This window comes from Brevibacterium aurantiacum (assembly GCF_900169065.1).
GTDB classification, from domain to species: domain Bacteria; phylum Actinomycetota; class Actinomycetes; order Actinomycetales; family Brevibacteriaceae; genus Brevibacterium; species Brevibacterium aurantiacum.
Window position 1 is genome coordinate 48,827 of the sequence record NZ_FXZB01000012.1, and the last position, 24,042, is coordinate 72,868.

Sequence of the window (24,042 nt, forward strand, 5' to 3'; positions counted from 1 at the left end):
AGAGTGGATGCGTGATGACAGACAGTAAGAGTGCCGTGACGCCACCAGTGGGAGGGGCGCTGAGCGATATCGCGAAGCGAGTCTCAGAAACCCGCTTCACCCTGCAGACCGACGACTTCGCCGACGGTCGCGAACTGCACCGACAGCTCTCCTCGGAGCTGACGGACTATCTGCTCCCGCGCATCAATCGGACGCAGACGCCCTTCATGATCGCGGTCGGTGGGTCAACTGGCGCAGGCAAGTCCACCTTGGTGAATTCCCTGGTCGGACGCACGGTGACTCCCGCGGGGGTGCGCCGTCCGACGACGGGCAACCCGATCGTGGTGCACAACCCTGCTGACACCAAATTCTTCGAATCGCAGTCCTTTCTCTCTGATCTGCCGCGCAGCACGGATCCGACGACGCAGACCCCCTCGGTCGTGCTCATTCCCGATGACGGTGTCGAGCCGGGCACGGCTGTGCTCGACTGCCCGGATATCGACTCCATCGCCGAGTCGAACCGTGAGTTGGCCCGCCGCATTCTGATGAGTGCCGACCTGTGGATGTTCGTGACCACGGCCAACCGCTATGCCGACGCCGCGCCCTGGGCGCTGCTCAAGGACGCCGCTGTCCGCAACACCTCGGTCGCGATCGTGCTCGACCGGGTACCGCCGCAGGCGAACCGCGAGGTCAGGCACCATCTTTCCAGTCTGCTGTCCGAGGCGGGACTGGCGAACTCTCCGATCTTCGCTGTGGCCGAGCTCGAACTGGAGGACGGCCTGCTTCCGCACTCGGCGATCTATCCGATTCGTTCCTGGATCAGCCAAGTGAGTTCCGAGAGACGCTCGCAGGACCGCATTCGTCAGCGCACCCTCACCGGCTCCATCAGTACGATGCCGGCCCAGGTGAAGTCCTTGGCTGACTTCGCAGAGAGCCAGGAGACGACGTTCGACCGGCTGCAGGCCAGCCTGGATCAGACGTTCAGATCCGCGGACGAAGGGCTCGCGCAGGTATTCTCCGACGGTCGCGTGCTGCACGGAGAGGTCAATGCGAGATGGCAGGACTTTGTGGGAACAGGTCAGCTGTTTCGCGGTTTGGAGCCTACGATGGCTCGCATGCGCGACCGGATCTCCGCCGCAGTCACCGGCAAACACGATGCCGCCTCGCCGCTGCACATTGCCATTCTGCGCAGCGCAGCCATTTCGTTGCGGGAACAGGCTATCGGCGTCGTCGAAGAGGTCGGCACCACATGGGTTCGGGACTCGGCTGGCTCGGCCCTGCTCGATGCGTACCCCGAGCTGCGCCACAGTTCCAATGATCTTGAGGATTCCGTCAAGTCCGCCGTCAGCGGATGGTCGAATGAGGTGAACGCGCTGGTTCGAGAGATCGGCCAGGGCAAGAAGTCGAAGGCGAGAATTCTGTCCTTCGGTGTCGGCGGAGTCTGCGCCGTCGTCGAATACGCGGCATTCTGGGATCCGAAGTACACGAACGCCGGCGACCAGGCGTCGCGCAACGACGCCAACGTCGCCCTCAGCCTGGCCGGCACGATCTTCGGGGAGCAGGAAGCCGTGAATCTCATCGGATCGATTCGGGATCGTTTCCTGACCACAGCTGCAGGAATCGTCGGCGGCTGCCGGGCTCCCTTTGACAACGTACTACGACTATCCGCGGTACCGGCGCGGCAAGCAGGCGCCCTGCGCGCCTCCGGTGATCGACTTGAGGTGGCATTGTGAACGATCCTGCACAGTCCGAGATCAGGCGTCGAGCCGAAGGAATTCGGCAGACCCTGTCCCTGGGACCCGACAAATTGAGCGCCGAAGTTCGTACGGACGCGCAGAACCTGCTCAACCGTGCCGAGGATCGGCTCGGCCTGGGCGAGGAGTTCACCGTCGTGGCCTTCGCCGGCTCCACCGGTTCGGGAAAGTCCTCTCTGTTCAATGCCGTTGCCGGACTGGACATCGCCCGGGTCGGCGTTCGTCGGCCCACCACCTCCCGTCCCACTGCATGTGTGTGGGGCGAAGGCGGCAACGACATCCTCAATTGGCTCCATGTGCCCGAGCGCAGCAGGACCTGGCGCGAATCAGCGCTCGACGGTGATGATCAGCGCAAGCTGCACGGCCTGATTCTGCTTGACCTGCCTGACCATGATTCGACCGCGGTCAAGCACCGTGTTGAGTCCGATCGTCTGGTTGGGCTCGTCGATGTGGTGTTCTGGGTCGTTGACCCACAGAAGTACGCCGACTTCTCGCTCCACTCCGAGTATTTGGCAAAGCTGGCCGAGAACAGCTCGAACATGGTGGTCGTTCTCAACCAGGTCGACAAGCTCAGCGACGAAGAGCGGAAAGCTGCCGCCGATCATCTGCAGCAGCTGCTTGTCGAAGACGGACTCACCGACACCAAAGTCCACATGACCTCGGCTGTGACACGAGACGGAATCCCACAGGTCAGGTCGATCTTGGCCGACACGGTCGATTCCAAACAGGCGGCTTCTGAACGGCTGCTCTCCGATATGCAGGCCATGTCCAAACGGATGCAGCACGAACTCGGTGAGCCTGTGGTCCCGCCGGATGAACGTCCGGGAGCGTCGCGTCTGGTGGAGACCATGTCCGATGCCGCCGGCGTCGAGGCGGTTGCCCAGACCGTCCATGACGACTATATCCGTCGGGCCTACCGCAAGACGGGTTACCCAGTCCTGGCGTGGATGCAGAGGAACGCACCCGACCCGCTGGGAGCCAAGCACGGTCAGGGCAGGGAAGAGCTCATCCGCGCATCGGTGCCAGCCACCAGCAGAGCGCAGAGCTCGCAGGTACGCCTGATGGCTCACGAACTCATCACGGAATCCGTGTCCTCGTTGCCCAGACCATGGCAGAGCGCGGTCGCGGAAGCAGAGAAGGCAAGCACCACAGAGCTGTCTGAGACCCTCGACTCGGCCGTGACAGCTGTGGATATCAAACCTCGGACGCCCGGCTGGTGGTCATTGGCCAGGGTTCTGCAGATCATCTTCTTCATCGCCACGATCCTGGGACTCCTGGGTGTCATCGCTGCAGCGCTTCTCACCATCTTCGCTCCCGGATCGCTGCCAGGCTGGAGCTGGTTCGTGACGATCGGGCTGCTGGTGGTGGGAATCATCGGTTCCGTTGTGACATCGGTGATCGCCAAGTCCGCGCGCAGCAAGGGGGCTGATGAAGCTGCCGGCGAAGTAGACCGAAAGCTTCGCGACGCAGTCGGAAGCGTTGCGCAGAGTTCGTACCTGGAACCGGTCAACACCGTCATCGACGAGCACCGCCGGGCATACGAGACGTTGCGCTGATACTTCTGTGCACAGGAGCTCAGACTCGTGTGCCAATGCCCTGTGGACGATCAACGATCGTCCACAGGGCATTTTTCATGTCTGGACGCCGACATCGTCTGCCGCGCTCACTGGTGAATGACGTGATGGACCGATTCACACTGCATCGCCCCCGATGGGTGATCGGGCAGGGGCCATTACGAAACACTCCAAGAAGCGAGGCAACACGATGTCCATCATCCCGATCAACCTCAGCGGCACAGTGGCCGCCGATCCGCAGAGCCGCACCCTGCCGTCTGGCAGAGCCTGCGCCTCCTTTCGGTTGGCCGTCAACCATTGGCGCCTCGACAAAGGAACCGGAGAGTATCTCTCCGACACGACCTCGTGGTTCAGCGTCGACTGCTACGGGCCTCTGGCCAGCAACTGCTCGATGAGTCTGCACCAAGGTATGTCCGTCGTCGTACAGGGGACCCTGAAGATTCGGGAATGGTCGACTGATGAGAAGCGGGGAATCGCTCCCACCGTTGTTGCAGAACACATCGGTCCCGATCTTCGCTACGGCACCGCCAACTATCAGAAGTCCAGTAACCCGAATCGGCAAACCGAAGGTCAGCAGCAGACGGCTGCAGGCGGCGATTCGGGGTGGGACAGCCTCGCCGGCGAAGTTCCGCCCAGTGTGACCGGAGCCTCCGACACATCGACCCTCGACTCGCTGGAGGACACGGACGGAGTCGATGAGGACGGAGCGAGAGACGACGATGGGGGAGGGTCCGACAACGGCGATGACGCCATAGCACGAGAGACGGTGAAGGCAGCGGCGCCCTTCTGAGGGCACCGCAGATCGAGTTGACCAACTTCAGCGCAGAGATTTCGTGGGAACATGGGGCGCCGAACGCCTTGGAGTGCACGCCGTTTGCGGCTGTGATCGGCTAAGGTGAGACTGTTAATCGTTCCCACCTGCTGAGGTTGTTGATGCGTCTCGTTCCCCTCCTAGGTCTTGGAGCCCTGACCTTGGCTCTCTCGGGTTGTTCGCTGCTGGGATTGGGCGGAGATGATTCGTCGCCCACTCCGGCTCGCACCCCGGCGAAGCCGGTTGCAGAGGTCGACAAGGTCGTTTCCGCACTGAAACCTCTGACCGGCAGCGAAGACACGGTTCCGTCGACGAAGAAATTCTTCACAACGATGATCGATGCCGGCTACGATCCGGAGCAGCTTGAGGCTACGATCGATGACTCCCCGCTGGGCAATGACGTGCCCTCGAAGATGTTCGGCGTCAAAACGGACAAAGGGTGCGTGATCGGGGAGATACGAAAGGGAAAGGCCACCGCAGAGCTGATGCCGCCCACCGAATCGACCGGGGCATGCCTGTTCGGAGAGGTCGAACGTCCGAAGGGCGTGAAGGCGCCCACAGGCGACAAGCGTGAGAAGGACGGCGATTCCAACGGCGCCGGGCACATGCCTGGCGAGGACATCAACGGCACGGACGGGCCCACTGAGAGTCCGTCTCCCGATGAAGGGTCCGATGACACGTCGGAGGGCACGTCATCCGATGGTGCATCGTCCGAAGGCGGTACATCGGGAAGCTCATCCGAAGGGACCACGTCGTCAGAAGGGTCGTCGGAGGAGGGTTCCTCATCGACGGGCGGGTCCGCCGAAGGGTCCTCGTCAGGTGAAGCTCCGTCACTCGGCGGCGGCTGAACAAGGGTGATCAGCTACCGGACCAATTGGCACTTGAACGTGGACAACCGATAGCCTGAGGTTACTATGGCCGAATTCATTTACACCCTTCACAAGGCGCGTAAAGCGCACGGCGACAAAGTCATCCTCGATGACGTGTCGATGTCCTTCTACCCCGGCGCGAAGATCGGCATGGTCGGTCCCAACGGTGCCGGTAAGTCTACGATCCTCAAGATCATGGCCGGGCTCGAGCAGCCGTCCAATGGCGAGGCTCGGCTCAGCCCCGGGTATACCGTGGGCATTCTCCTGCAGGAGCCGCCCCTGAACGAGGACAAGACCGTCCTCGGCAACGTCCAAGAGGGCGTCGGCGAGATCAAGGCAAAGCTGGACCGCTTCAACGCCATCTCCGAGGAGATGGCCAGCCCTGATGCCGACTTCGATGCCCTCATGGAAGAGATGGGCAAGCTGCAAGAAGCTATCGATGCCGCGGATGCCTGGGATCTCGACTCGCAGCTCGAACAAGCGATGGATGCTCTGCGCTGCCCACCGCCGGACGCCGAAGTCAGCGTCCTCTCCGGTGGCGAGCGCCGTCGCGTGGCGCTGTGCAGGCTGCTGCTTGAGAAGCCGGATCTGCTTCTGCTCGATGAGCCTACAAACCACCTGGATGCCGAGTCCGTGCTGTGGCTTGAGCAGCATCTGCGTTCCTACCCAGGAGCTGTCATCGCGATCACTCACGATAGGTACTTCCTTGATCACGTGGCCGAATGGATCGCCGAGATCGACCGCGGACACCTCTACCCGTATGAAGGCAACTACTCGACGTACCTTGAGAAGAAGCAGGAACGCCTCCAGGTCCAGGGCAAGAAGGACGCGAAGCTGTCCAAACGCCTGAAAGACGAGCTTGAATGGGTCCGGTCGAATCCGAAGGCCAAGCAGACGAAGTCGAAGGCACGTCTGGCTCGCTACGAGGAGATGGCAGCAGAAGCCGAGAAGACCAAGAAGCTCGACTTCGAAGAGATCCAGATTCCCGCCGGCCCCCGTCTCGGCGACATCGTCATCGAGGCTTCCAACCTGCAGAAGGGCTACGGCGACCGTCTGCTCATCGACGGTCTCAGCTTCTCGTTGCCGCGAAACGGCATCGTCGGAGTCATCGGGCCCAACGGTGTGGGCAAGTCGACCCTGTTCAAGACCATCGTCGGACACGAGGAGCTGGACGGAGGCGAACTCAAGATCGGCGACAGCGTCAAAACGTCTTATGTCGATCAGTCCCGCGGCGGTATCGACTCCAATAAGAACCTGTGGGAAGTCGTCTCCGACGGACTCGACTTCATCCAGGTGGGCAATGTCGAGATGCCCTCGAGGGCCTATGTCTCCGCGTTCGGCTTCAAAGGCCCGGACCAGCAGAAGAAGGCTGGTGTGCTCTCCGGTGGTGAGCGCAACCGTCTCAACCTGGCGCTGACGCTCAAACAGGGCGGAAACCTGTTGCTGCTTGACGAGCCGACGAACGACCTCGACGTCGAAACACTCGGCTCCTTGGAAAACGCGCTCCTCGAGTTCCCCGGCTGTGCCGTAGTCGTCTCGCACGACCGTTGGTTCCTTGACCGGGTGGCGACACACATCCTTGCCTGGGAAGGCACAGAAGAAGAGCCCGCCAAGTGGTACTGGTTCGAAGGCAACTTCGAGTCCTATGAGGAGAACAAGGTCGAACGACTCGGTGAAGACGCTGCTCGTCCTCACCGCGTGACACACCGCCGCCTCACTCGCGACTGAACGAATTCTGTGGGCTGGGGACAATCACCGCAGCCCACAGGGTTCTCATGCATTTGCTGATGCCCCGGTCAACGACCGGGGCATCAGCAAATGCATGGTGGATTCAGTCCGCTGGCGGTGGCGGTCGACCGTCAGAGAGCAAGCCGCCGATCCACTGCAGGAGCTTGAACAGATACCGCAGGGCAAGTGTGCCGACGACTCCGATGATCATCGCTATGAGCGCAATCAGGGCAAGGTTCATCTCCACGTTCTCGCGAAGGAAGACCAGGGCAAGGATCGTGATGATGATGAAAAGTGCGACATTGACCAATCGAGACAGTATAGTCCCGAGGATCTCGATCATCGCGGTGTCTTTGCTCACTGCGGAGCCTTCACACGGACCATGCCCTCTTGAGCCACTGTTGCCAACAGCTCACCGGTCTGAGCGAAGATGCGCCCGTAACCGAGGCCGCGACCGCCCTGGGCCGCGGGGGACTCTTGGACGTAGAGCATCCACTCATCGACACGTACCCGACGATGCCACCACATCGCGTGGTCGAGGCTGGCCACCCGGAGCCCGGGGCTCGTCCAACTCAGGCCCTGTCGACGCAGTACCGGCTCGAGCAGGTTGAAGTCGCTGGCATAGGCCAAGGCCGCGGCATTGAGCACAGGATCATCGCCGAACTCGGAACTGGCACGGAACCACACATGCTGCTGCTCTCGCTGCCGATCATCGGTGGAGGAGAGGTACAGGGACGCCTCGACCGGGCGGATCTCGAAGGGACGTTTATTCAGCCATTCGGTCACTTGAGGGGTGTCCTGCCCAGCCAGGATGTCGCGCAGCTCTGGGCAATCCTGTGGACCAGGCAACCCGGTGGGCATGGTCTCTGCGTGTTCGAGACCCTCCTGCTCAACCTGGAAGGAGGCGATCAGGGACAGGATCGGGACGTCCTTCTGATAGGCGTGGACGCGTCGAGCGGAGAAAGATCGCCCGTCGCGCAGTCGTTCGACACCGAACTCAATCGGCTCGCTGACATCCCCAGCGCGCAGGAAGTAGCCGTGAAGTGAGTGGATGAGGCGATCATCTGGCAGGGTCGCGGCAGCGGCCACCACAGATTGCGCCACGACCTGACCGCCGTAGACGCGCCCATCGGGTTTGTACTGATTCTGTCCGAGGAAGTAGTCACTCTCCCGAGACGCCGAGGTGAAGCTCAGACTTTCGAGTTCGAGCACTTTGCGCAGCGTGTCGACATTCGCCTCGGCCGCTGTGGGTTCTGCATCGCTCATAAGGGCCTCCAGCCTGCGACAATGAATCTCTTGCGTGTGTTCACGATCCTATCGCGGCCGTCACTGCAGCGGTGAAGGTGGCATGATGGGACATATGCACAACCGCACCACGAATCCCCATCTGAACGAATTCACACGAGTCCTGTTGGAACTGAGATGGGGAGACATGGATGCCTATGGCCACGTCAACAATGTCACCCAGCTGCGTCTGCTCGAAGAGGCACGCGTCCGCGCTCTGGGCTCACCGACGCACAGCACCGATGCACCCACGACTCCGGGTCAATCGGGAATTGCCGAGACAGTTTCGGGGATCACAATTCCGTCGATCTTCGCCGAGGCTTCGGAGACCACCGAGCTGCTCGTCGCCTCGCATGCGATCGAATATCGTCGTCCCATTCCCTACCGTGCAGGTCCCATTGCCATCGATCTCGTCATCAGCGAGGTCAAACCGGCCTCTGTGACGATCGGTTACAGCATCGCCGAACCCGATGGTTCGGTCGGCTATACGCTGGCAGAGACGGTCATCGTCTTTGTAGACAGGACGACCTCCCGACCGCGTCGCCTGACCCAGGAGGAGACAGCAGCAATGGAAGACGTCATTCGACCTGCCGTACCGATGCGGGGTCGCAACCGATGACTGAACTCGAGATCGCCGATCCGCTGGCGATGAAGGATCTGGCCGCGTTCACCTCCTTGGCACACCGGCTCGACCCTGACGGGGCTATGCGCTTGCATGTGTCATCGACCGTGCTCGTCGTCACCGTTGCGCCCCTGTATCCGCATGGCATCGGAGACTCCACACCGTTGGTCCTCGCGATGCGAATGCTGCGCCTGAGCGGACCGGAGATGGACGGCCTCGACGAGGTGGTTCCCCTGACCAACCTCAAGGACCGGTTCGCGCGCGCCGAAAATGCCACACGCCTGCCTGTGCCCCCGAACTCGGTGCTGGTGTCCTGGACCGGCATTGCCCCGCCGAAGGGACAGTGGGCTGTTCGCGACAGGATCTCCGGCAATGAGATTCGGTCCACCGCCGAGGCTGGTGTGGAAGAGATCAGCAGCGGAGCTCCCGAAGGCGCGGGATCACATGCTGTGAAGGCGCTGCGTTCGCGTGTGTGGTCGAAGCCGATGGCTGCTCATGATGGCACCGAGCTGCCCGGCGGGCTCGCGTTCGCCGCGAATGCACTGCGATTCGTACCCGAGACGGGGACCGCCTCGGCGGGGGAGTCCGAGGAATATGACGTCTTCGAGACGTCCGGCTGGCTGCGGATCTCGACACCGGGCGGTCATCTGCTGACCCGAGCGAAGTAGACCCAGCACAGCAGGTCTCCTCAGGTCATGAAGACTGCAGACATAAAGGCTGCAGATGTGAGATGCGGAGTGTTCTGCTCAGACCGGGTTGCTGTTGGTGTTGACCATGGCCGTGGCCGCACGCTGGAAATAGTCCCAGAAGATTTCGTCGTAGAGCGGCGCAAGTGCCACATCGTCGAGAGCTGCCCGCATCGAGGCTAACCACCGGTCACGCGCATCGAAGTCGACAGGGAAGGGGAAATGGCGCATCCGCAGGCGCGGGTGACCCCGTTCCTCCTGATAGGTCGTCGGCCCACCGAAGTACTGTTCTAAGAACATCTGGAGCCGATGCTTGGCTCCAGTGAGGTCGTGCCCCTCCGGGTACATGGCGATGAGCACCTCGTCTTGGTCGACATGCTCGTAGAAGACATCGACAAGACGGGTGAAGGTGGGATGGCCACCGACCGCTTCGAAGATGGTCTCGTTCGATGTCTGAGTCATGGTCAGCTCTCTCCGTCTGCGGCATCGGTGCCGGATTCATCAGTGGTCGACCGGATCTCGTCATCGCTGGGCAGCGGTGAGGGTCCATTGTCGGTCGTCTGCCGTGTCGTGTAGGTGGGCCGAGGCTCGTCCTCGGAGTTGCTGCTCGTGGTCGAATCCGTTGAGTCAGTCTCTCGAGGAAGCGTCCTGAGGACGGTCTCCTGAATGATCGGGATGGTGATCCCACGCCTGTCGAACTCATTCGTGAGTTCCGCGCGGAAGGCACGTTCGACCATCCACTGCAGATTGGGCTTCGTCTTGATCATCGTCCTGATGACCCTGTACTCGGCTGACAGAGACTGGACACCGGCGATTTCGGGGACTTCGAGCATCGCGGAGGCCACCTGCGAGTCCTTGGCCATTTCAGCGGTGACCGTCTCTGTGATCTCACGGTAGGTGTCCATCGAAGTGGAGTAGTTGACTGGGATCTCGAGCACGGCACGCGCCCAGCCCTGCGACAGGTTGCCGACTCGCATGATCTCGCCGTTGCGCACATGCCACAGTGTTCCCGTGAGATCACGGATTGCTGTCTTGCGCAGGCCGAAGTCCTCGACCTCGCCGACGGCTTCTCCCAGGTCCACGGTGTCGCCGATGCCGTACTGGTCCTCGATGACCATGAAGAATCCCGAGAGGTAGTCCCTGACGAGTTCCTGCGCGCCGAAGGCCAATGCCACACCGACAACACCTGCCGAGGCCAGAATGGGTGCGATGTTGAAGTTGAGCTGGTCGAGGATCATGAGGACTGCGACGGCGCTGATGAGGATCGTCGCCACAGACGAGAGCATCCGACCGACAGTCTTCGCACGCTGAGCACGGCGTTCGCGGATCGTCGCCGGGTCGATGCCCGTCCGCTGCGATTCCATGACCGTGGCCGAGAACTTGCCGTTCTCCGCAGCCTTCTGACTGCCGACGGTGCCTTTGGCCACGGCAGTGGAGAAGCGTCGGATGAAGTACCGCATCACCATGTTGAGCACGATGGCGATGACGATGATGATGAGGATCCTCAACGGAGCGTCGAGGAGAAAGTCCCAATCGATCTTGGGTGCGGACAACAGGTCGGTATTCAAAGCATCGAAAGTCATGATGCCACGAGCCTAACGACCGAAGGTCAATGCGCCCTTGGAAGTGCTGGACACTTCCTGAGCATTCAGGGCCCGCTGGGCATCGGCAAGATTCTCACGCATCAGGCGCACGAGCCCCTTGGGCGCGGCAGGGTGATCGGCCAGCCAGCCCTCGGTGGCCTTGACCGTGTGCTCGCTGACCGGGGGGAACAGTCGCAGAGTCATGGTCTGTGCCATTTCGAGGGTGCGGGTCTCCCACCATCCGGAGACTCGTTGGAAGAACTCTGTGGAGAAGTCACACAAGGGCGCTTGTGAGGTGAGGATCTCACCCGTCTCGGTCTGCAGACCGGAGGCGAATCCCAGAGCGAGAGCGGCCAGTTCCGAATTCGGAAGCTCAGCCTCATCGAGGATGCGGGTGAAGGCCTCCGACTTCGCCGCCGAGGTGGGGCGAGCGCTGCGTGCCGTCGCTGCCTGGCGTGCTCCGGTGGCCGAAGGATCGGTCTTGGTCATGGCCGTGATCGCGGAATCATCGATCGCGTCGTGCGCCGCAAGAGCGATGATGAGCTCCCAGGTGAGATCGGTGTCGATGGTGATCCCGTGGACCAAGTCCCCGGACGCGTCCAACCAGGACTGGAGCTGTCCGAGCTGCTCCTGAGTCGTTGCGTGCTTGATGAAGCCGCGCAGGAACTGGAACGCCTGATCGGTGCCGCCGGGTACCGACCCGAGAAGCTCTGCGAATCGATCGGCGACAGCGGTATGAGCCTCTGCACGTGACTCCGGAGGCAGGTAGGACCCGACCGCGGTCTCGAGCTGACGCATCTGAGTGAGCAGACCCGAGGAGTGCGTGACTGCCGCACAGTTGTCGAGGACTGTGGCGATGTAGTCCTGTGCCGGGCGCTGTCCGTCGCGGACGGCGTCCCAGAGTGTGCCGAGGATGAGCAGCTGGGTCAGAGAATCATCGAAGTCGCCCAGTCGGGCGGCGGCGACGTCCATGCTCTCATGATCGAAGCGCACCTTCGCATACGTCAGGTCCTCGTCATTGACGATGATCACATCGGGCTTGGGCAGGCCGCGGGCCTCGTCGAGTGTCGTCGACTCGGCATCGATGTCGAGTGGGAAGCTGTGCGTGCGGACAAGGCGTCCCTGCCCGTTGTCGGAATAGAATCCGATGGACAGACGGTGGGGCCGCAGGGATGGCACCGGCTGCCCCTCGATGATCCACGGTCTCTGGGTCACACGAAGCTCGGTGACCACCTCGGCGTCGTTGTCCGTCTCGGTGTCGACTTCGGCTTCGATGAGGTTGACCCCGGATTCCTCGAGCCACAGCTTCGACCAGGAGGCCAGGTCCCGACCGCTGGTGGCCTCAAGTTCGCTGAGGAGGTCCGGCAGTTCTGTGTTCGACCACGCATGCTTGTCGAAATAGCGCCTGAGACCGGCGAAGAACTCCTCCCGACCGACCCATGCGACGAGCTGTTTGAGCACGGAGGCGCCCTTGGCGTAGGTGATGCCGTCGAAGTTGACCTCGACATCGGCGAGGTCTTCGATGCTCGCGACGATCGGGTGTGTGCTCGGCAGCTGGTCCTGGCGGTAGGCCCACGATTTCTCGATCGTGGCGAAGGTCGTCCACGCGTCGCTGTATTCGGTGGCCTCAGCGGTGGCCAGTGTGGACATGAATTCGGCGAAGGACTCATTGAGCCACAGGTCGTTCCACCACTTCATGGTGACCAGGTCCCCGAACCACATATGTGCCAGTTCGTGGAGCACTGTCACGGTCCTGCGCTCGACGAGGGCCTCGGTGGGCCTGGACCGGAAGACGTAGTTCTCCAAGATCGTCACGGCACCGGCGTTCTCCATCGCACCGGCATTGAACTCGGGAACGAAGAGCTGATCGTACTTCTCGAACGGGTAGGACACCCCGAATTCGCGTTCGTAGAATTCGAAGCCGGCGCGGGTGATGCCGAAGAGGTTCTCTACGTCGAGATGCTCGAAGAGGGAATCACGGCAGTACAGCCCCAAGGGTACAGGGGAACCGTCGGAGGAGGTCAGTTCCGAATGCACGCTGCGGTAGGGGCCGGCCACGATCGCTGTGATGTAGGACGAGATCGGAGTCGTCGGCGCGAACTGCCACACAGCAGTGTCGTCGACCGGAGCTTCGTCGAGTTCGGTGAAGACCTCACTGGGATCGCCGGGAGTCGGGGTGGGGGAGTTCGAGACGACCGTCCAGCGGGATGGAGCGACGACCGTGAAGGAGAACGGCGCTTTGAGGTCGGGTTGTTCGAACACGGGGAAGACACGTCTGGCGTCGGGGACCTCGAACTGTGAGTAGAGGTAGACCTCGTCGTCGATGGGATCGATGAACCGGTGCAGACCCTCACCGGTGTTCATGTAGGAGAAGTGCGCATCGATGGTGAGTTCGTTCTCTGCGGCAAGGCCAGGCAGAGTGATGCGTGAGGGGGAGACGACCTCGGAGGTCTCGAGATCGAGTCCGTTGAGCCGGATGCGTTCGACGCTGGCTGTGATGGCATCGATGAAGGTCGTGGACTCCGGCGTTGCGGTGAAGCGGATGCGGGAGTGAACTCGGAAGCTCTCACCCACTCCCGTGAGAATCAGGGTGTTCTCGTAGCTCGAGACGTCGACGAGTGATGAACGTCTGCGAGCTTCCTCGCGGGTGAGGTTGTATTGGGGCACTTTGAGGTGACCTCCGCTTCGGGTCCGGGTGTACCTGGCCATTCTTTCATGGACGCATTCTTCTTCGGTGGCAAGGCTTGATAAATTGGCCTCGGAGATCGCGGGTGGTCCGCTGCTGCCCGCACCCAGCCTAATGAGGAGTGAAAATGAGCAGAGAGACACTTGACCTGTGGTTCGACACGGCCTGCCCGTGGGCGTGGATGACGTCGCGCTGGGGTCTGGAAGTCGCCAAGGTCCGTGACATCGATGTGAAGTTCCATGTCATGAGCCTGAACATCCTCAACCGGGACAAAGACATCCCCGCCGACTATCGAGCGCTCATGGATCGTGCTCTGGCACCCATGCGCATCGTCACCGCGGCCATCGCCGAACACGGCGAGGAGATCACCGAGCCCCTATACACGGCGATCGGAACCCGCATCCACCCAGGTGGAGAGAAGGACTTCGACAAGGCCGTCGCCGAGGCGTTGGATGAGGTCGGTCTGCCGGCTGACCTGATGAAATACGGCGAACGCGATGACTACGATGCGGCGCTGCAGGAGTCCCATGATGAAGCGCTGGCTCTCGTCGGCGACGATGTGGGCACACCCATCTGCCGAGTGGCCGGCACCGCCTTCTTCGGCCCGGTCGTCACACCGGCTCCGAAGGGTGAGGACGCAGGTCGTCTCTTCGACGGGGTTCTCGCTGTCGCCTCGACTCCAGGGTTCTTCGAGCTCAAACGCACCCGCAACCAGGGCCCGGTCTTCGACTGACTGACCCTCAGACACCACCGCACCATCACACGCACAGTCTTTCCCCGGCACCTCGTCCGGGACATCTCGAAGGAGTGACCATATGAAGGTTCATCTCGGCACGGACCACGCAGGATTCGAATTCAAAGAGACCCTCAAAGCCCACCTCGGCGATTCGGGTTTCGAGGTCGTCGACCACGGTGCCCACGAATACGACGCACTCGATGACTATCCCGCCTTCTGCATCGCTGCGGCCCAGGCCGTCGTTGATGATCAGGCGGCAGGCGTCGAGGCCCTCGGCGTCGTCATCGGCGGTTCGGGCAACGGTGAGCAGATCGCAGCGAACAAGGTCAAGGGGGCACGGACGGCTCTCGCGTGGAACACCGATATCGCCAAGCTCGCTCGTGAGCACAACAATGCCCAGATCGTCTCGGTCGGGGCCAGGCAGCACACAGAGGCTGAGTCCATCGCCATCGTCGACGCGTTCTTGGCAGAACCGTTCTCCGGCGAAGAGCGCCACGAGCGTCGGATTCGGATCATGGACGCCTACGAGGCCGAAGGTCCCTCGGCGCTGTGAAGATCCGAGGTGCGGTGCTTCGCGAGATGGGGGCCGCCCGCCCCTATGCGAGAACTGAGCCGATGTCGATCGAGGAGCTCGAGCTCGATGGGCCCGGCCCCGGTGAGGTGCTCATCCGACTGAGCGCTGCCGGCGTCTGCCATTCCGACCTGTCCGTCGTCGACGGCAACCGTCCACGGCCCCAGCCGATGCTCCTCGGCCACGAAGGCGCGGGCATCGTCGAAGAACTCGGCGAAGGCGTCACCGACCTCGAGATCGGTGAGCAGGTCGTGACCGTGTTCCTGCCCCGCTGCGGCGAGTGTGCGAACTGCCGCACCGACGGCAAACTCCCGTGCACACCGGGAAGCGCCACGAATGGGGCCGGCACGCTCCCATTCGACGGACACAAGGTCCGACTCCACGACGATTCGGGCGCCGAGGTGCTCCATCATCTCGGTGCATCGGTCTTCGCCTCCCATGCCGTGCTCAACCGCGCCTCCGTCGTTCCGGTCGCCTCCGATGTTCCCGCGTCGATTGCGGCAGTGCTCGGCTGCGCGGTGCTCACCGGCGGTGGAGCGGTCCTCAACGCGGGATCTCCCGGACCCGAGGACGAGATCATGATCGTCGGTTTGGGCGGAGTCGGCATGGCCGCTCTGATCACGGCGCTGTCGATTGAGACTGCGGGTGTGATCGGCGTCGATGCGAATCCGGACAAACTGGTTCGAGCCAAGGAGCTGGGCGCGGTCGAGGTGTACACGCCCGAGCAGCTGGGGGAGCGGCGGGCACCGATCGTCATCGAATGCGTTGGTCATGCCCGCGCCTTCGAAACCGCGTTCTCGGTAACAGCTGTGGGTGGGAAGACCGTCACAGTGGGACTGCCCGCCCCCGATGCGCAGTCCCACATCACCCCTGTCACACTCACTGCCGAGGCACGCACCGTCATCGGTTCGTATCTGGGTTCCGCAGTGCCCAGTCGTGACATTCCCGTCTACGCGGATCTGTGGCGTCAGGGCAAGCTGCCGGTCGAAGAGCTGGTTTCGGACACGATCGGACTCGAGGACCTCAACGCGGCCTTCGACGCCCTCGCCGAGGGAACTGTCGTGCGGCAGGTCATCGACTTCCAGCGCTGAAGTCGATTGTGACAGCTGCCCTCAGTCGTCGGTGCTGAAGTCAGCGGGAATGTGCAGGATCCGGTCGTCGGCGGCGGCCGGATCCCCACGTCCGTCGGTATTGTTCGTCAGTAACCAGATCTCGCCTTCGGGTCCGGACACCACGTCGCGCAGTCGACCGAACTCGCCGGCATAGGCGACCTCAGCCTCGGCGAGGTCCGAGAGGGGCACGGTCCGCAGCACCTGGCCGCGAAGATTGGCGATGAGCAGGCGGTCATCACTGATGGCGATTCCACTCGGACTGGCCTCATCGGGCCGCCACTGCTGAACCGGGTCGATGAAATCACCCCCGTCGGCCCCATCCTCTGAGATTCCTTCGACCTCCGGCCAGCCGTAGTTGCCGCCGGGTTCGATGATGTTGAGCTCATCCCATGTGTCCTGACCGAACTCGCTGGCATACATCGTGCCATCGTCATCCCAGGCCAGCCCCTGAGGGTTCCGGTGCCCATAGGAGAAGACGAGTGAGTCGGGGAAGGGATTGTCCTCAGGCACCGTGCCGTCGGGCTTCATCCGAAGGATCGAGCCTGAGAGCGACTCGCGTTCCTGCGCGGAGTCCTGATTCCCTGCGTCACCGACCGTGGCATAGAGCATTCCGTCGGGACCGAACGCCAGACGCCCACCGTTATGGAAGCCGGCCTTCGCGATGCCGTCGACGATCGTCTCCGGTGAGCCGAGCTCAACCCCGTCCGAGCCTGTCCTGAGGGGGAACCGTTGGATCCGGTTGTCCGACTCGGCGGTGAAGTACGCGAAGAGACTGTCCCCACGCACGCTCAGACCCAAGAGCCCGCCCTCACCAGAGGCGGACACGCCGGCGACCGTCGTGACCTCTCTGGGCTGTGCTGGGCGTTCGTCGTCGACTTCGAGGATGCGAGCGGAGTCTCTCTCACTGACCAACGCCGTGCCCTTGTAGAAGGCGATCGACCATGGAGCCTGAAGATTCGTCGCCACCTCCTCGGGGTCTGCGGTGGACCCGCGTTCCTCGCCGGTCGTGTCGCCGGCAGCTGATGTGGGCGACGACGAGGTAGCCGAGGGGGCAGGTGGACGATCGGAGCTGCAGCCGCTGAGAACCAGCGCCAGAATGAGCCCGGCAGCGCGGCTTCGATGATGAGTCGTCGTCGGAGATGTTCCCACCTGCGGGTTGGTGCGCCGTAGAGCTGGGGGTGAAGGACGCGAACTCAGGGGACTGCTGTCGTGGTCTCGGATCGACATGGGCGGCGTACCTTTCGGCCTCGGCAGTCTGCGACTCTGCTCTCCCATTGTCTCCCACACGCGCCCACGGTGTCTTCCGGCGGATCCGGGGTGTCTCCCAGGCAGGTCCGTGGCGTGAATACGAAGAAAGCCACCCGGACTTTGAGTCCGAGCGGCTTCACTATCGTCGGGATGACAGGATTTGAACCTGCGACCCTCTGTTCCCAAAACAGATGCGCTACCAAGCTGCGCCACATCCCGCGACGAAGACAATCTAACCACAGACAGGGGGACAGATGCACATCGATTCGGCCTGATGGCGTGAATGGGATGCAGCTCACAGCTGTCGGTCACGGTCGCGTCGAGCGCTGTGACCCAGCTCATCTTCAATCGATTTGGCGGCCGGTGCGGATGTCGACTATAGTCGTTAACGCAACACGGGGATGTAGCTCAATGGTAGAGCCTCAGTCTTCCAAACTGATGGTGCGGGTTCGATTCCCGTCATCCCCTCCGCTTACCGGCCGGACCATATGGTCCGGCCGGTTTTTTGGTTCTGCGCTCATTCCTCCCGGTGCGATTCCTGCCATGGTGCCGTGCATTCGGACAGAGGTAGAATTCGGGAGGATCCGGAAGTGTGCGCCCGGGTTCCCACGCAGGCTCTCTGCCCGAACGACATTGCATGACACCACGCCGGATGACCGAGGCGGCTCCATTCACAGCCGAAGGCAGCCCACGTCAGAAAGTCCGTTTCCACATGACATCCGATCCCCAGCGCCGTCGACCGTTCCGGTCCCGGCCGAGTCGCCGTCAGCTCCTCACCGGTGCCCTGAGCGGTGCAGGCGTGCTCGGTGCCGGCTTCGTGACATCGTCGGGAACCGACATCCTCGCCGAGGTGGGCCGGAATGATCATCTTCGCTCGGTCACGGTCGCCTTCACATCGGGGACCACTCGGGAGGGTGTTGGGGCAGAAGCGGGACTGGAACTGCAGCCAGATTCCCGTGTCATGCCCGGAATCGAGGATCCGGGGCCGAAGCAGCGGCAGAGGGAATTCCTCGATCGGTGCTCGTCGTGGCTATCGCGGTTGCCCGAACAACGTCGCGATCTTGCCACCTCGGCGCTGCTCGATCTCTGGGTTCTCACCGACTCATTGCCTGCGACAGTGGCCAGCTGGGCCCAACCTTGGCGCTATATCTGGCCACGGGACGCGGCCTTCGCCGCTGTCGCGCTGGCCCGAGTCGGCCTGATCGATCTGGCATGGAATCATCTCCTCCATCTGCAATCTCTGCAGTCATCCGATGGATCGTTCGCCGCGCGTTTCACTCCCGATTCGGGGGAGGCCCCGGACGCGCGCCCCTCCCAATTCGATGCGCTGGGTCTCCTTCTCTGGGGCGTGAGTGAGGTTCATGCCTCGTCGACCCGCGCTGAAGGCGCTGCCGGAGGCACCGTGGACCTCGAGGCCATGGCCCCGATGCTGCGACGGTCCTCCGCGCGTCTGCTCCACCGGACCGAACGCGGCACCGCGCTGCCACCGGTGTCCTCTGACTACTGGGAAGTCAGCGAATCCCAAGTCACTCTGGGCACGGCCGGTCCCACTCTGCTGGGTCTGCAGGCGCTGGTCGATCTCGCCGAGCACACCGATGGGCTGTGGGCACACATCGATGGGGGAGTCGAGGCTCTCGGCGACAGCTGCGCGGCGTACGAGGCGACGTTTGCTCGCACATTCATCGCCAACGGACTGCAGCGCTACCCAACCTCGGGGGGACTCGATTCGGCGGTGGCCTACCTGCCGGCAGCGGGTGCGGGTCTGGGATTGGATGCATCGACGCTTGACCATGTGTGGGACAGGCTGAGCCAACCTGCTGGTGGGATCAAACCCGGCCACGGGTGGATCTTCGACCAGACGAGCTGGACACCGTCAACGTCTCTCATGGGCCTCGGGTTCGCCCGTATAGGGGCCCGAGTGCAGGCCGAAGGGATTCTCGACTGGTTGGGTGAGTACCGCACTCAGGCCGGTTCCTTTCCTGAGAAGGTGAGCGCAGAAGGTGCTGCGCTGTCGGTGGCTCCTCTGTCGTGGACGGCATCCAATGTCATCATCGGCCTTGACGAGCTCCATCCCCGGTGATCCTGACCTTCGGTGGAAGTGCGTGTGCCCGACCCGGTGGCGCAGGCACGGGTCCGGCGGTCCGCCGCCGTCGGTGCGGATTGCGCTCCTCGCGAACTCATGCCCGGCAGTGGCCCGCCTGTTTCGTGTTTTCTCCCAGGTTTCGCGTAATATGGGTGACTGCGTCTTGCGGACGTGCGCGATCTCATCGTGGACTTTCGCTCCCTCCCGGTCACCAGAAGACCGAATATGCATGACTGTCGAAATTGAAAGGTCGCACTGTGAAGAGCTCCGTCGAGCAACTCGACCCCACGCGGGTCAAGATCAGCGTGGATGTCCCATACGCCGAACTCAAGCCGAGCATCGACGAGGCATACAAGACCATCGGTGGCCAGGTGACCATCCCCGGCTTCCGCCAGGGCAAGGTCCCTGCTCGAATCATCGATCAGCGCGTTGGTCGACCTGCAGTGATCCAGGAGGCCGTCAACAACGGTCTTGACGGGTTCTACCGCGAAGCCGTCGAAGAGAACGATCTCAAGCCGCTGGGCCAGCCCGAGGTTGAGATCTCAGAGGTCCCCGGCCTCGACGGCACCGAAGACGGCGACCTGACCTTCACGGTCGAGGTTGACGTTCGCCCGGCGATCGAACTGCCTGCCTACGACACCATCAGCGTCGAGGTCGACCCGATCGAGGTCACCGATGACGACGTCGATGCCGAACTCGAGCAGCTGCGTACCCGTTTCGGGACCCTGAGCTCCGTTGACCGTCCAGCAGCCAAGGACGACTTCGTGACCCTCGACCTCGTCGCCACCATCGACGGCGAAGAGATCGACACCGCCTCCGACATCTCCTACCAGGTCGGTGCCGGAACCATGCTCGATGGCATGGACGAAGCACTCGACGGACTGTCGGCAGACGAGACCACGACCTTCGAGACCACCTTTGCTGGTGGAGAGCACGCCGGCGAGACCGGTACAGTCTCCATCACGCTCAGCGCGGTCAAGGTTCGCGAACTGCCGGAAGCCGATGATGACTTCGCTCAGCTGGCCAGCGAGTTCGACACGATCGACGAGCTGCGCACGGACCTGCGTGAGCAGGCTGCCAAGCAGAAGGAGACCGACCAGGGTGCTCAGGCACGCGACAAGGTCCTCGAATCTCTCATCGAGACCCTCAACGTGCCGGTTCCCGAGAAGGTCGTCACCGACGAGGTCGAGCGCCACCTCGAGTCCGAGAGCCGTGTGGACGACGATGAGCACCGCAAGGAGGTCACCGAGGAGACCGAGCGCAACCTGCGCACTCAGTTCATCCTCGACGCGATCGCCGAGGCCGAAGAGGTCGAGGTGACACAGCCCGAGCTCATCGAATACCTCATCTCCGCTTCACAGCAGTACGGCATGAACCCGAACGAGTTCGCGCAGATGCTCGACAGCTCCGGGCAGGTCAACGCACTGGTCGGAGAGGTCTCGCGTCGCAAGGCCCTGGCCGCCGCCCTCGCCGGTGCCGTCGTCAAGGACACCGAAGGCAACGTCGTCGACATGGAAGAGTTCACCACTCCTCCTGAGGAAGAGGCACCAGAGGGCGCCGAGGACTCAGACGAGACGGCTGAGGACTCAGACGAGACCGTCGTGGCCGAAGGCGACGACGAGAAGTGACGTCGCACCGCCTCGGCGGTGACTGAGCTTTCAACGGTGGGTACGGGAATTATTCCGTGCCCACCGTTTTGCATAGTTCCACCCAGGCACCACAGCGACGTCGGCCCTTGCGTGGCGCCGCGGTTCACGGTCCATGAGTCCGAATCCGATGCACGATCACGCTGATGGCGAACACAGGTGCTTCGACGGACTAAAACGGACCGTTGAGCAGTTAGAGTCCATATCAAAGCAACCAAAGACCAACAGGAGTGAAACGTGAGCGCACACGAAATGACAGCGCCCGTCGGCCTCGACGCCGGTGGGGCAATGGGTCTCGATGACCACATCTTCAACCGTCTGCTCAAGGAGCGCATCATCTGGCTCGGCTCGGAGGTGCGTGACTCCAACGCCAACGCCATCTGTGCACAGATGATGCTGCTGGCGGCAGAGGATCCTGATGCGGACATCTCGCTCTACATCAACTCCCCGGGTGGTTCGGTCACCGCGGGAATGGCGATCTACGACACCATGCAGTACATCAAGCCCGATGTGTCCACCGTGGCCATGGGAATGGCCGCATCCATGGGACAGTTCCTGCTGTCCTCGGGTGCACCCGGCAAACGCTATGCCACGCCACACGCTCGCATCCTCATGCACCAGCCGCTGGGCGGCATCGGAGGCACCGCCACCGACATCAAGATCCAGGCCGAGCTCATTCTGCACATGAAGAAGCAGATGGCAGAGCTGACTGCCGAACAGACCGGCAAGACCCTGGAGCAGATCCTCAAGGACAACGACCGCGACCACTGGTTCACCGCCGAAGAAGCTCTCGAATACGGCTTCATCGACAAGATGGTGACCCGTTCGTCCGACGTCACCGACAACTGAGTGGGAGTCAAGGAAGAATGAATTCAATGAACTTTATGCCTGGGTCCACCGCTGGCAACATGCCGCAGTCCCGTTATGTCATGCCCCAGTTCGAAGAGCGGACTCCTTACGGCTTCAAGCGCCAGGATCCCTACACGAAGCTGTTCGATGATCGTGTCATCTTCCTGGGCGTCCAGGTCGACGACACCAGCGCCGACGATGTGATGGCTCAGCTCCTGGTCCTCGAATCGCAGGATCCGGACCGTGACATCACGCTCTACATCAACTCGCCAGGCGGCTCGTTCACTGCGATGACGGCCATCTACGACACGATGCAGTACATCAAGCCGGAGATCCAGACCGTCTGCCTCGGTCAGGCAGCCTCAGCTGCCGCGGTTCTTCTCGCCGCCGGCACCCCCGGCAAGCGTCTGGCTCTGCCCAACGCCCGCGTCCTCATCCACCAGCCCGCTATGGAGGGCCAGGGACAGGGACAGGCCTCGGACATCGAAATCCAGGCCGCAGAGGTATTCCGGATGCGCCAGTGGCTGGAGACGACATTGTCCGACCACTCGAACAAGTCCCCGGAGCAGGTCTCGAACGACATCGAACGTGACCTCTTCCTCACCGCCGAACAGGCGAAGGACTACGGACTCGTCGACCAGGTGCTGACCTCGCGCAAGGCAGTCTGAGACACACGAACATCTTTGGGCCCGGACAGGCGGCGTCTGTCCGGGCCCAAAGCAGTCTGTGGCGGCGGGAGTTGCCACAGGGTGTGGCGCCGAGTAGTTTGGGCCTTCTCGACAGTTTGGGTGGGTCCGGGCTCTCCGACACACCGAATGACGGTCCTGGCCGCTCATGTCAGTCCCGTATGGGAAGCTATTGAGGTACAGGAAACACGGGCGGTAGAGTTGGGGTCAGGTGCCCCGGCGGAAGGTTGTGACAGTGGCTCGCAGTGCGGACGGAGCAGACCTGCTCAAATGTAATTTCTGTGGGAAATCGCAGAAACAGGTTCGGAAACTCATTGCCGGACCTGGCGTTTACATCTGCGATGAATGCATCGGGCTGTGCAACGAGATCATCGAAGAAGAGCTCAGCGAAGGCACCGCCGAGCACACCGAGATCGAACTGCCCAAACCCCGCGAGATCTTCGACTTCCTACAGGAATACGTGGTTGGTCAGGAGCCCGCGAAGAAGGCTCTCTCCGTCGCCGTCTACAACCATTACAAGCGCATCCGCTCTCTGCAGGGTGCAGAAGACACGAAGACCCTGGGCTCAGACGACACCGAGGTCGAGATCGCGAAGTCCAACATTCTTCTCGTCGGCCCCACCGGATCCGGTAAGACCTACCTGGCGCAGTCGCTGGCCAAGCGGCTCGATGTGCCGTTCGCCGTTGCAGACGCGACCGCACTGACCGAAGCCGGCTACGTCGGCGAAGACGTCGAGAACATTCTGCTCAAACTCATCCAGGCCGCGGACTTTGATATCCAGAAGGCCGAACACGGCATCATCTACATCGACGAGATCGACAAGATCGCCCGTAAGTCGGAGAACCCCTCAATCACTCGCGATGTCTCCGGTGAAGGCGTTCAGCAGGCGCTGCTGAAGATTCTCGAGGGAACCCAGGCATCAGTTCCGCCGCAGGGTGGGCGCAAACACCCCCATCAGGACTTCCTCCAGATCGACACCACGAACGTGCTGTTCATCGTCGCCGGAGCGTTCGCAGGCATGGAAGAGATCGTCGCCGGGCGCAAGGGCAAACACGGCATCGGGTTCGGGGCGCTCCTGCAGTCGAAGAACGACGAAGAGGACCTCTACGCCGACATCCTGCCCGAGGATCTGCTGAAGTTCGGACTCATTCCCGAGTTCATCGGACGTCTGCCGGTGCTGGCCACAGTCTCCACACTTGACCGCGCCGCACTGATCTCGATCCTCACAGAGCCTAAGAATGCTCTGGTCAAGCAGTACCAGCGCATGTTCGAGTTCGACAATGTCGAACTCCGCTTCGAGACCGACGCACTCGAAGCCATCTCCGACCTTGCCCTGCTGCGAGGAACCGGTGCACGCGGCCTGCGGTCCATCCTCGAAGAGGTCCTGCAGCCCGTCATGTTCGATGTTCCTTCACGCGAGGACATCGCCGAGGTGGTCGTGACCAGAGAAGTCGTGGACAAGAACGCAGCCCCCACGCTGGTTCCTCGCGAGCAGCCTCGGGCATCCAAAAAATCAGCCTGACGTCCCTCGCTAG

21 protein-coding genes and 2 tRNA genes are annotated in these 24,042 nt (G+C 62.2%); 16 read left to right on the top strand and 7 right to left on the bottom strand.

All coding sequences use genetic code 11. The annotated features are described in order from the left end of the window. Positions 1 to 14 precede the first annotated feature (14 nt). The 5 genes from BAUR9175_RS09745 (at position 15) to ettA (ending at position 6,715) form a co-directional block, all read left to right on the top strand. Entirely contained in the window at positions 15 to 1,712 is a 1,698-nt protein-coding gene (locus BAUR9175_RS09745) for a dynamin family protein (protein ID WP_257944304.1), read from the top strand. Next, positions 1,709 to 3,289, top strand: coding sequence for a GTPase (locus BAUR9175_RS09750; RefSeq protein WP_009884064.1), 1,581 nt, complete (start codon positions 1,709 to 1,711; stop codon positions 3,287 to 3,289). Before BAUR9175_RS09745 ends, BAUR9175_RS09750 begins: the two co-directional genes overlap by 4 nt. Positions 3,290 to 3,497: 208 nt before the next feature. After that, positions 3,498 to 4,097, top strand: a complete 600-nt coding sequence (locus tag BAUR9175_RS09755) for a single-stranded DNA-binding protein (protein ID WP_009884065.1) — start codon at positions 3,498 to 3,500, stop codon at positions 4,095 to 4,097. A gap of 143 nt (positions 4,098 to 4,240) precedes the next feature. Then, the gene (locus BAUR9175_RS09760; RefSeq protein WP_069600053.1) at positions 4,241 to 4,966 is read left to right on the top strand and encodes a DUF6993 domain-containing protein; all 726 of its coding nucleotides are present in this window, start codon (positions 4,241 to 4,243) and stop codon (positions 4,964 to 4,966) included. Positions 4,967 to 5,032: 66 nt separating this feature from the next. Further along, the gene (gene ettA / locus BAUR9175_RS09765; RefSeq protein WP_069600054.1) at positions 5,033 to 6,715 is read left to right on the top strand and encodes an energy-dependent translational throttle protein EttA; all 1,683 of its coding nucleotides are present in this window, start codon (positions 5,033 to 5,035) and stop codon (positions 6,713 to 6,715) included. A gap of 103 nt (positions 6,716 to 6,818) precedes the next feature. On the opposite strand, the gene BAUR9175_RS09770 is transcribed toward ettA, so the two are convergent. Continuing rightward, a complete protein-coding gene (locus tag BAUR9175_RS09770) occupies positions 6,819 to 7,076 on the bottom strand; it encodes a hypothetical protein (protein ID WP_233429487.1) in 258 nt (85 codons plus the stop codon). Beyond that, a complete protein-coding gene (locus tag BAUR9175_RS09775) occupies positions 7,073 to 7,981 on the bottom strand; it encodes an acyl-CoA thioesterase (protein ID WP_096146451.1) in 909 nt (302 codons plus the stop codon). The genes BAUR9175_RS09770 and BAUR9175_RS09775 overlap by 4 nt, the downstream gene beginning before the upstream one ends. A gap of 82 nt (positions 7,982 to 8,063) precedes the next feature. Here BAUR9175_RS09775 and BAUR9175_RS09780 point away from each other — a divergent pair, with 82 nt between their 5' ends. Continuing rightward, positions 8,064 to 8,618: an acyl-CoA thioesterase gene (locus tag BAUR9175_RS09780; protein WP_240689195.1), complete on the top strand. Its 555-nt coding sequence runs from the start codon at positions 8,064 to 8,066 to the stop codon at positions 8,616 to 8,618. Further along, positions 8,615 to 9,289 carry a DUF8185 domain-containing protein gene (locus BAUR9175_RS09785; protein ID WP_009884071.1) on the top strand — a complete coding sequence of 225 codons (675 nt, stop codon included), beginning with the start codon at positions 8,615 to 8,617 and terminating at the stop codon, positions 9,287 to 9,289. Before BAUR9175_RS09780 ends, BAUR9175_RS09785 begins: the two co-directional genes overlap by 4 nt. A gap of 78 nt (positions 9,290 to 9,367) precedes the next feature. Here the strand turns inward: BAUR9175_RS09785 and BAUR9175_RS09790 are convergent, their stop codons facing one another. From BAUR9175_RS09790 to pepN, 3 genes are read right to left on the bottom strand one after another with little or no spacing between them, the layout of a single operon-like run. Further along, complete coding sequence (locus BAUR9175_RS09790) at positions 9,368 to 9,769, bottom strand: globin (RefSeq protein ID WP_009884072.1); 402 nt, start codon at positions 9,767 to 9,769, stop codon at positions 9,368 to 9,370. A 2-nt stretch (positions 9,770 to 9,771) separates the two neighbouring features. Beyond that, positions 9,772 to 10,890, bottom strand: coding sequence for a mechanosensitive ion channel family protein (locus BAUR9175_RS09795; protein WP_101556722.1), 1,119 nt, complete (start codon positions 10,888 to 10,890; stop codon positions 9,772 to 9,774). A 12-nt stretch (positions 10,891 to 10,902) separates the two neighbouring features. Then, positions 10,903 to 13,599, bottom strand: a complete 2,697-nt coding sequence (gene pepN, locus BAUR9175_RS09800) for an aminopeptidase N (RefSeq protein WP_101583645.1) — start codon at positions 13,597 to 13,599, stop codon at positions 10,903 to 10,905. Between the two features lie 104 nt (positions 13,600 to 13,703). Here pepN and BAUR9175_RS09805 point away from each other — a divergent pair, with 104 nt between their 5' ends. The 3 genes from BAUR9175_RS09805 (at position 13,704) to BAUR9175_RS09815 (ending at position 15,974) form a co-directional block, all read left to right on the top strand. Next, positions 13,704 to 14,309 (top strand): mycothiol-dependent nitroreductase Rv2466c family protein, encoded by a 606-nt coding sequence (locus BAUR9175_RS09805; RefSeq protein WP_069600058.1) that lies wholly within the window; start codon positions 13,704 to 13,706, stop codon positions 14,307 to 14,309. A gap of 82 nt (positions 14,310 to 14,391) precedes the next feature. Then, complete coding sequence (locus BAUR9175_RS09810; RefSeq protein ID WP_069600059.1) at positions 14,392 to 14,865, top strand: ribose-5-phosphate isomerase; 474 nt, start codon at positions 14,392 to 14,394, stop codon at positions 14,863 to 14,865. Next, entirely contained in the window at positions 14,862 to 15,974 is a 1,113-nt protein-coding gene (locus BAUR9175_RS09815; RefSeq protein WP_101583647.1) for an alcohol dehydrogenase catalytic domain-containing protein, read from the top strand. The genes BAUR9175_RS09810 and BAUR9175_RS09815 overlap by 4 nt, the downstream gene beginning before the upstream one ends. Before the next feature lie 21 nt (positions 15,975 to 15,995). Here the strand turns inward: BAUR9175_RS09815 and BAUR9175_RS09820 are convergent, their stop codons facing one another. Then, positions 15,996 to 17,144, bottom strand: coding sequence for a PQQ-dependent sugar dehydrogenase (locus BAUR9175_RS09820; RefSeq protein ID WP_164743172.1), 1,149 nt, complete (start codon positions 17,142 to 17,144; stop codon positions 15,996 to 15,998). 244 nt (positions 17,145 to 17,388) lie between these two features. After that, a tRNA-Pro gene (locus BAUR9175_RS09825) sits at positions 17,389 to 17,462 on the bottom strand. A gap of 178 nt (positions 17,463 to 17,640) precedes the next feature. On the opposite strand from BAUR9175_RS09825, the gene BAUR9175_RS09830 reads away from it, so the two are divergent. The 6 genes from BAUR9175_RS09830 (at position 17,641) to clpX (ending at position 24,029) form a co-directional block, all read left to right on the top strand. Further along, positions 17,641 to 17,711 (top strand) — tRNA-Gly (locus BAUR9175_RS09830). 244 nt (positions 17,712 to 17,955) lie between these two features. Continuing rightward, entirely contained in the window at positions 17,956 to 19,323 is a 1,368-nt protein-coding gene (locus BAUR9175_RS09835; RefSeq protein WP_096146480.1) for a hypothetical protein, read from the top strand. A gap of 260 nt (positions 19,324 to 19,583) precedes the next feature. Further along, positions 19,584 to 20,954, top strand: a complete 1,371-nt coding sequence (gene tig, locus BAUR9175_RS09840) for a trigger factor (RefSeq protein ID WP_069600062.1) — start codon at positions 19,584 to 19,586, stop codon at positions 20,952 to 20,954. Between the two features lie 270 nt (positions 20,955 to 21,224). Then, complete coding sequence (locus BAUR9175_RS09845) at positions 21,225 to 21,821, top strand: ATP-dependent Clp protease proteolytic subunit (RefSeq protein WP_009884093.1); 597 nt, start codon at positions 21,225 to 21,227, stop codon at positions 21,819 to 21,821. Positions 21,822 to 21,847: 26 nt separating this feature from the next. Next, positions 21,848 to 22,489 carry an ATP-dependent Clp protease proteolytic subunit gene (locus BAUR9175_RS09850; protein ID WP_029417364.1) on the top strand — a complete coding sequence of 214 codons (642 nt, stop codon included), beginning with the start codon at positions 21,848 to 21,850 and terminating at the stop codon, positions 22,487 to 22,489. 253 nt (positions 22,490 to 22,742) lie between these two features. Beyond that, complete coding sequence (gene clpX / locus BAUR9175_RS09855; protein ID WP_069601336.1) at positions 22,743 to 24,029, top strand: ATP-dependent Clp protease ATP-binding subunit ClpX; 1,287 nt, start codon at positions 22,743 to 22,745, stop codon at positions 24,027 to 24,029. The last annotated feature ends 13 nt before the right edge of the window (positions 24,030 to 24,042 follow it).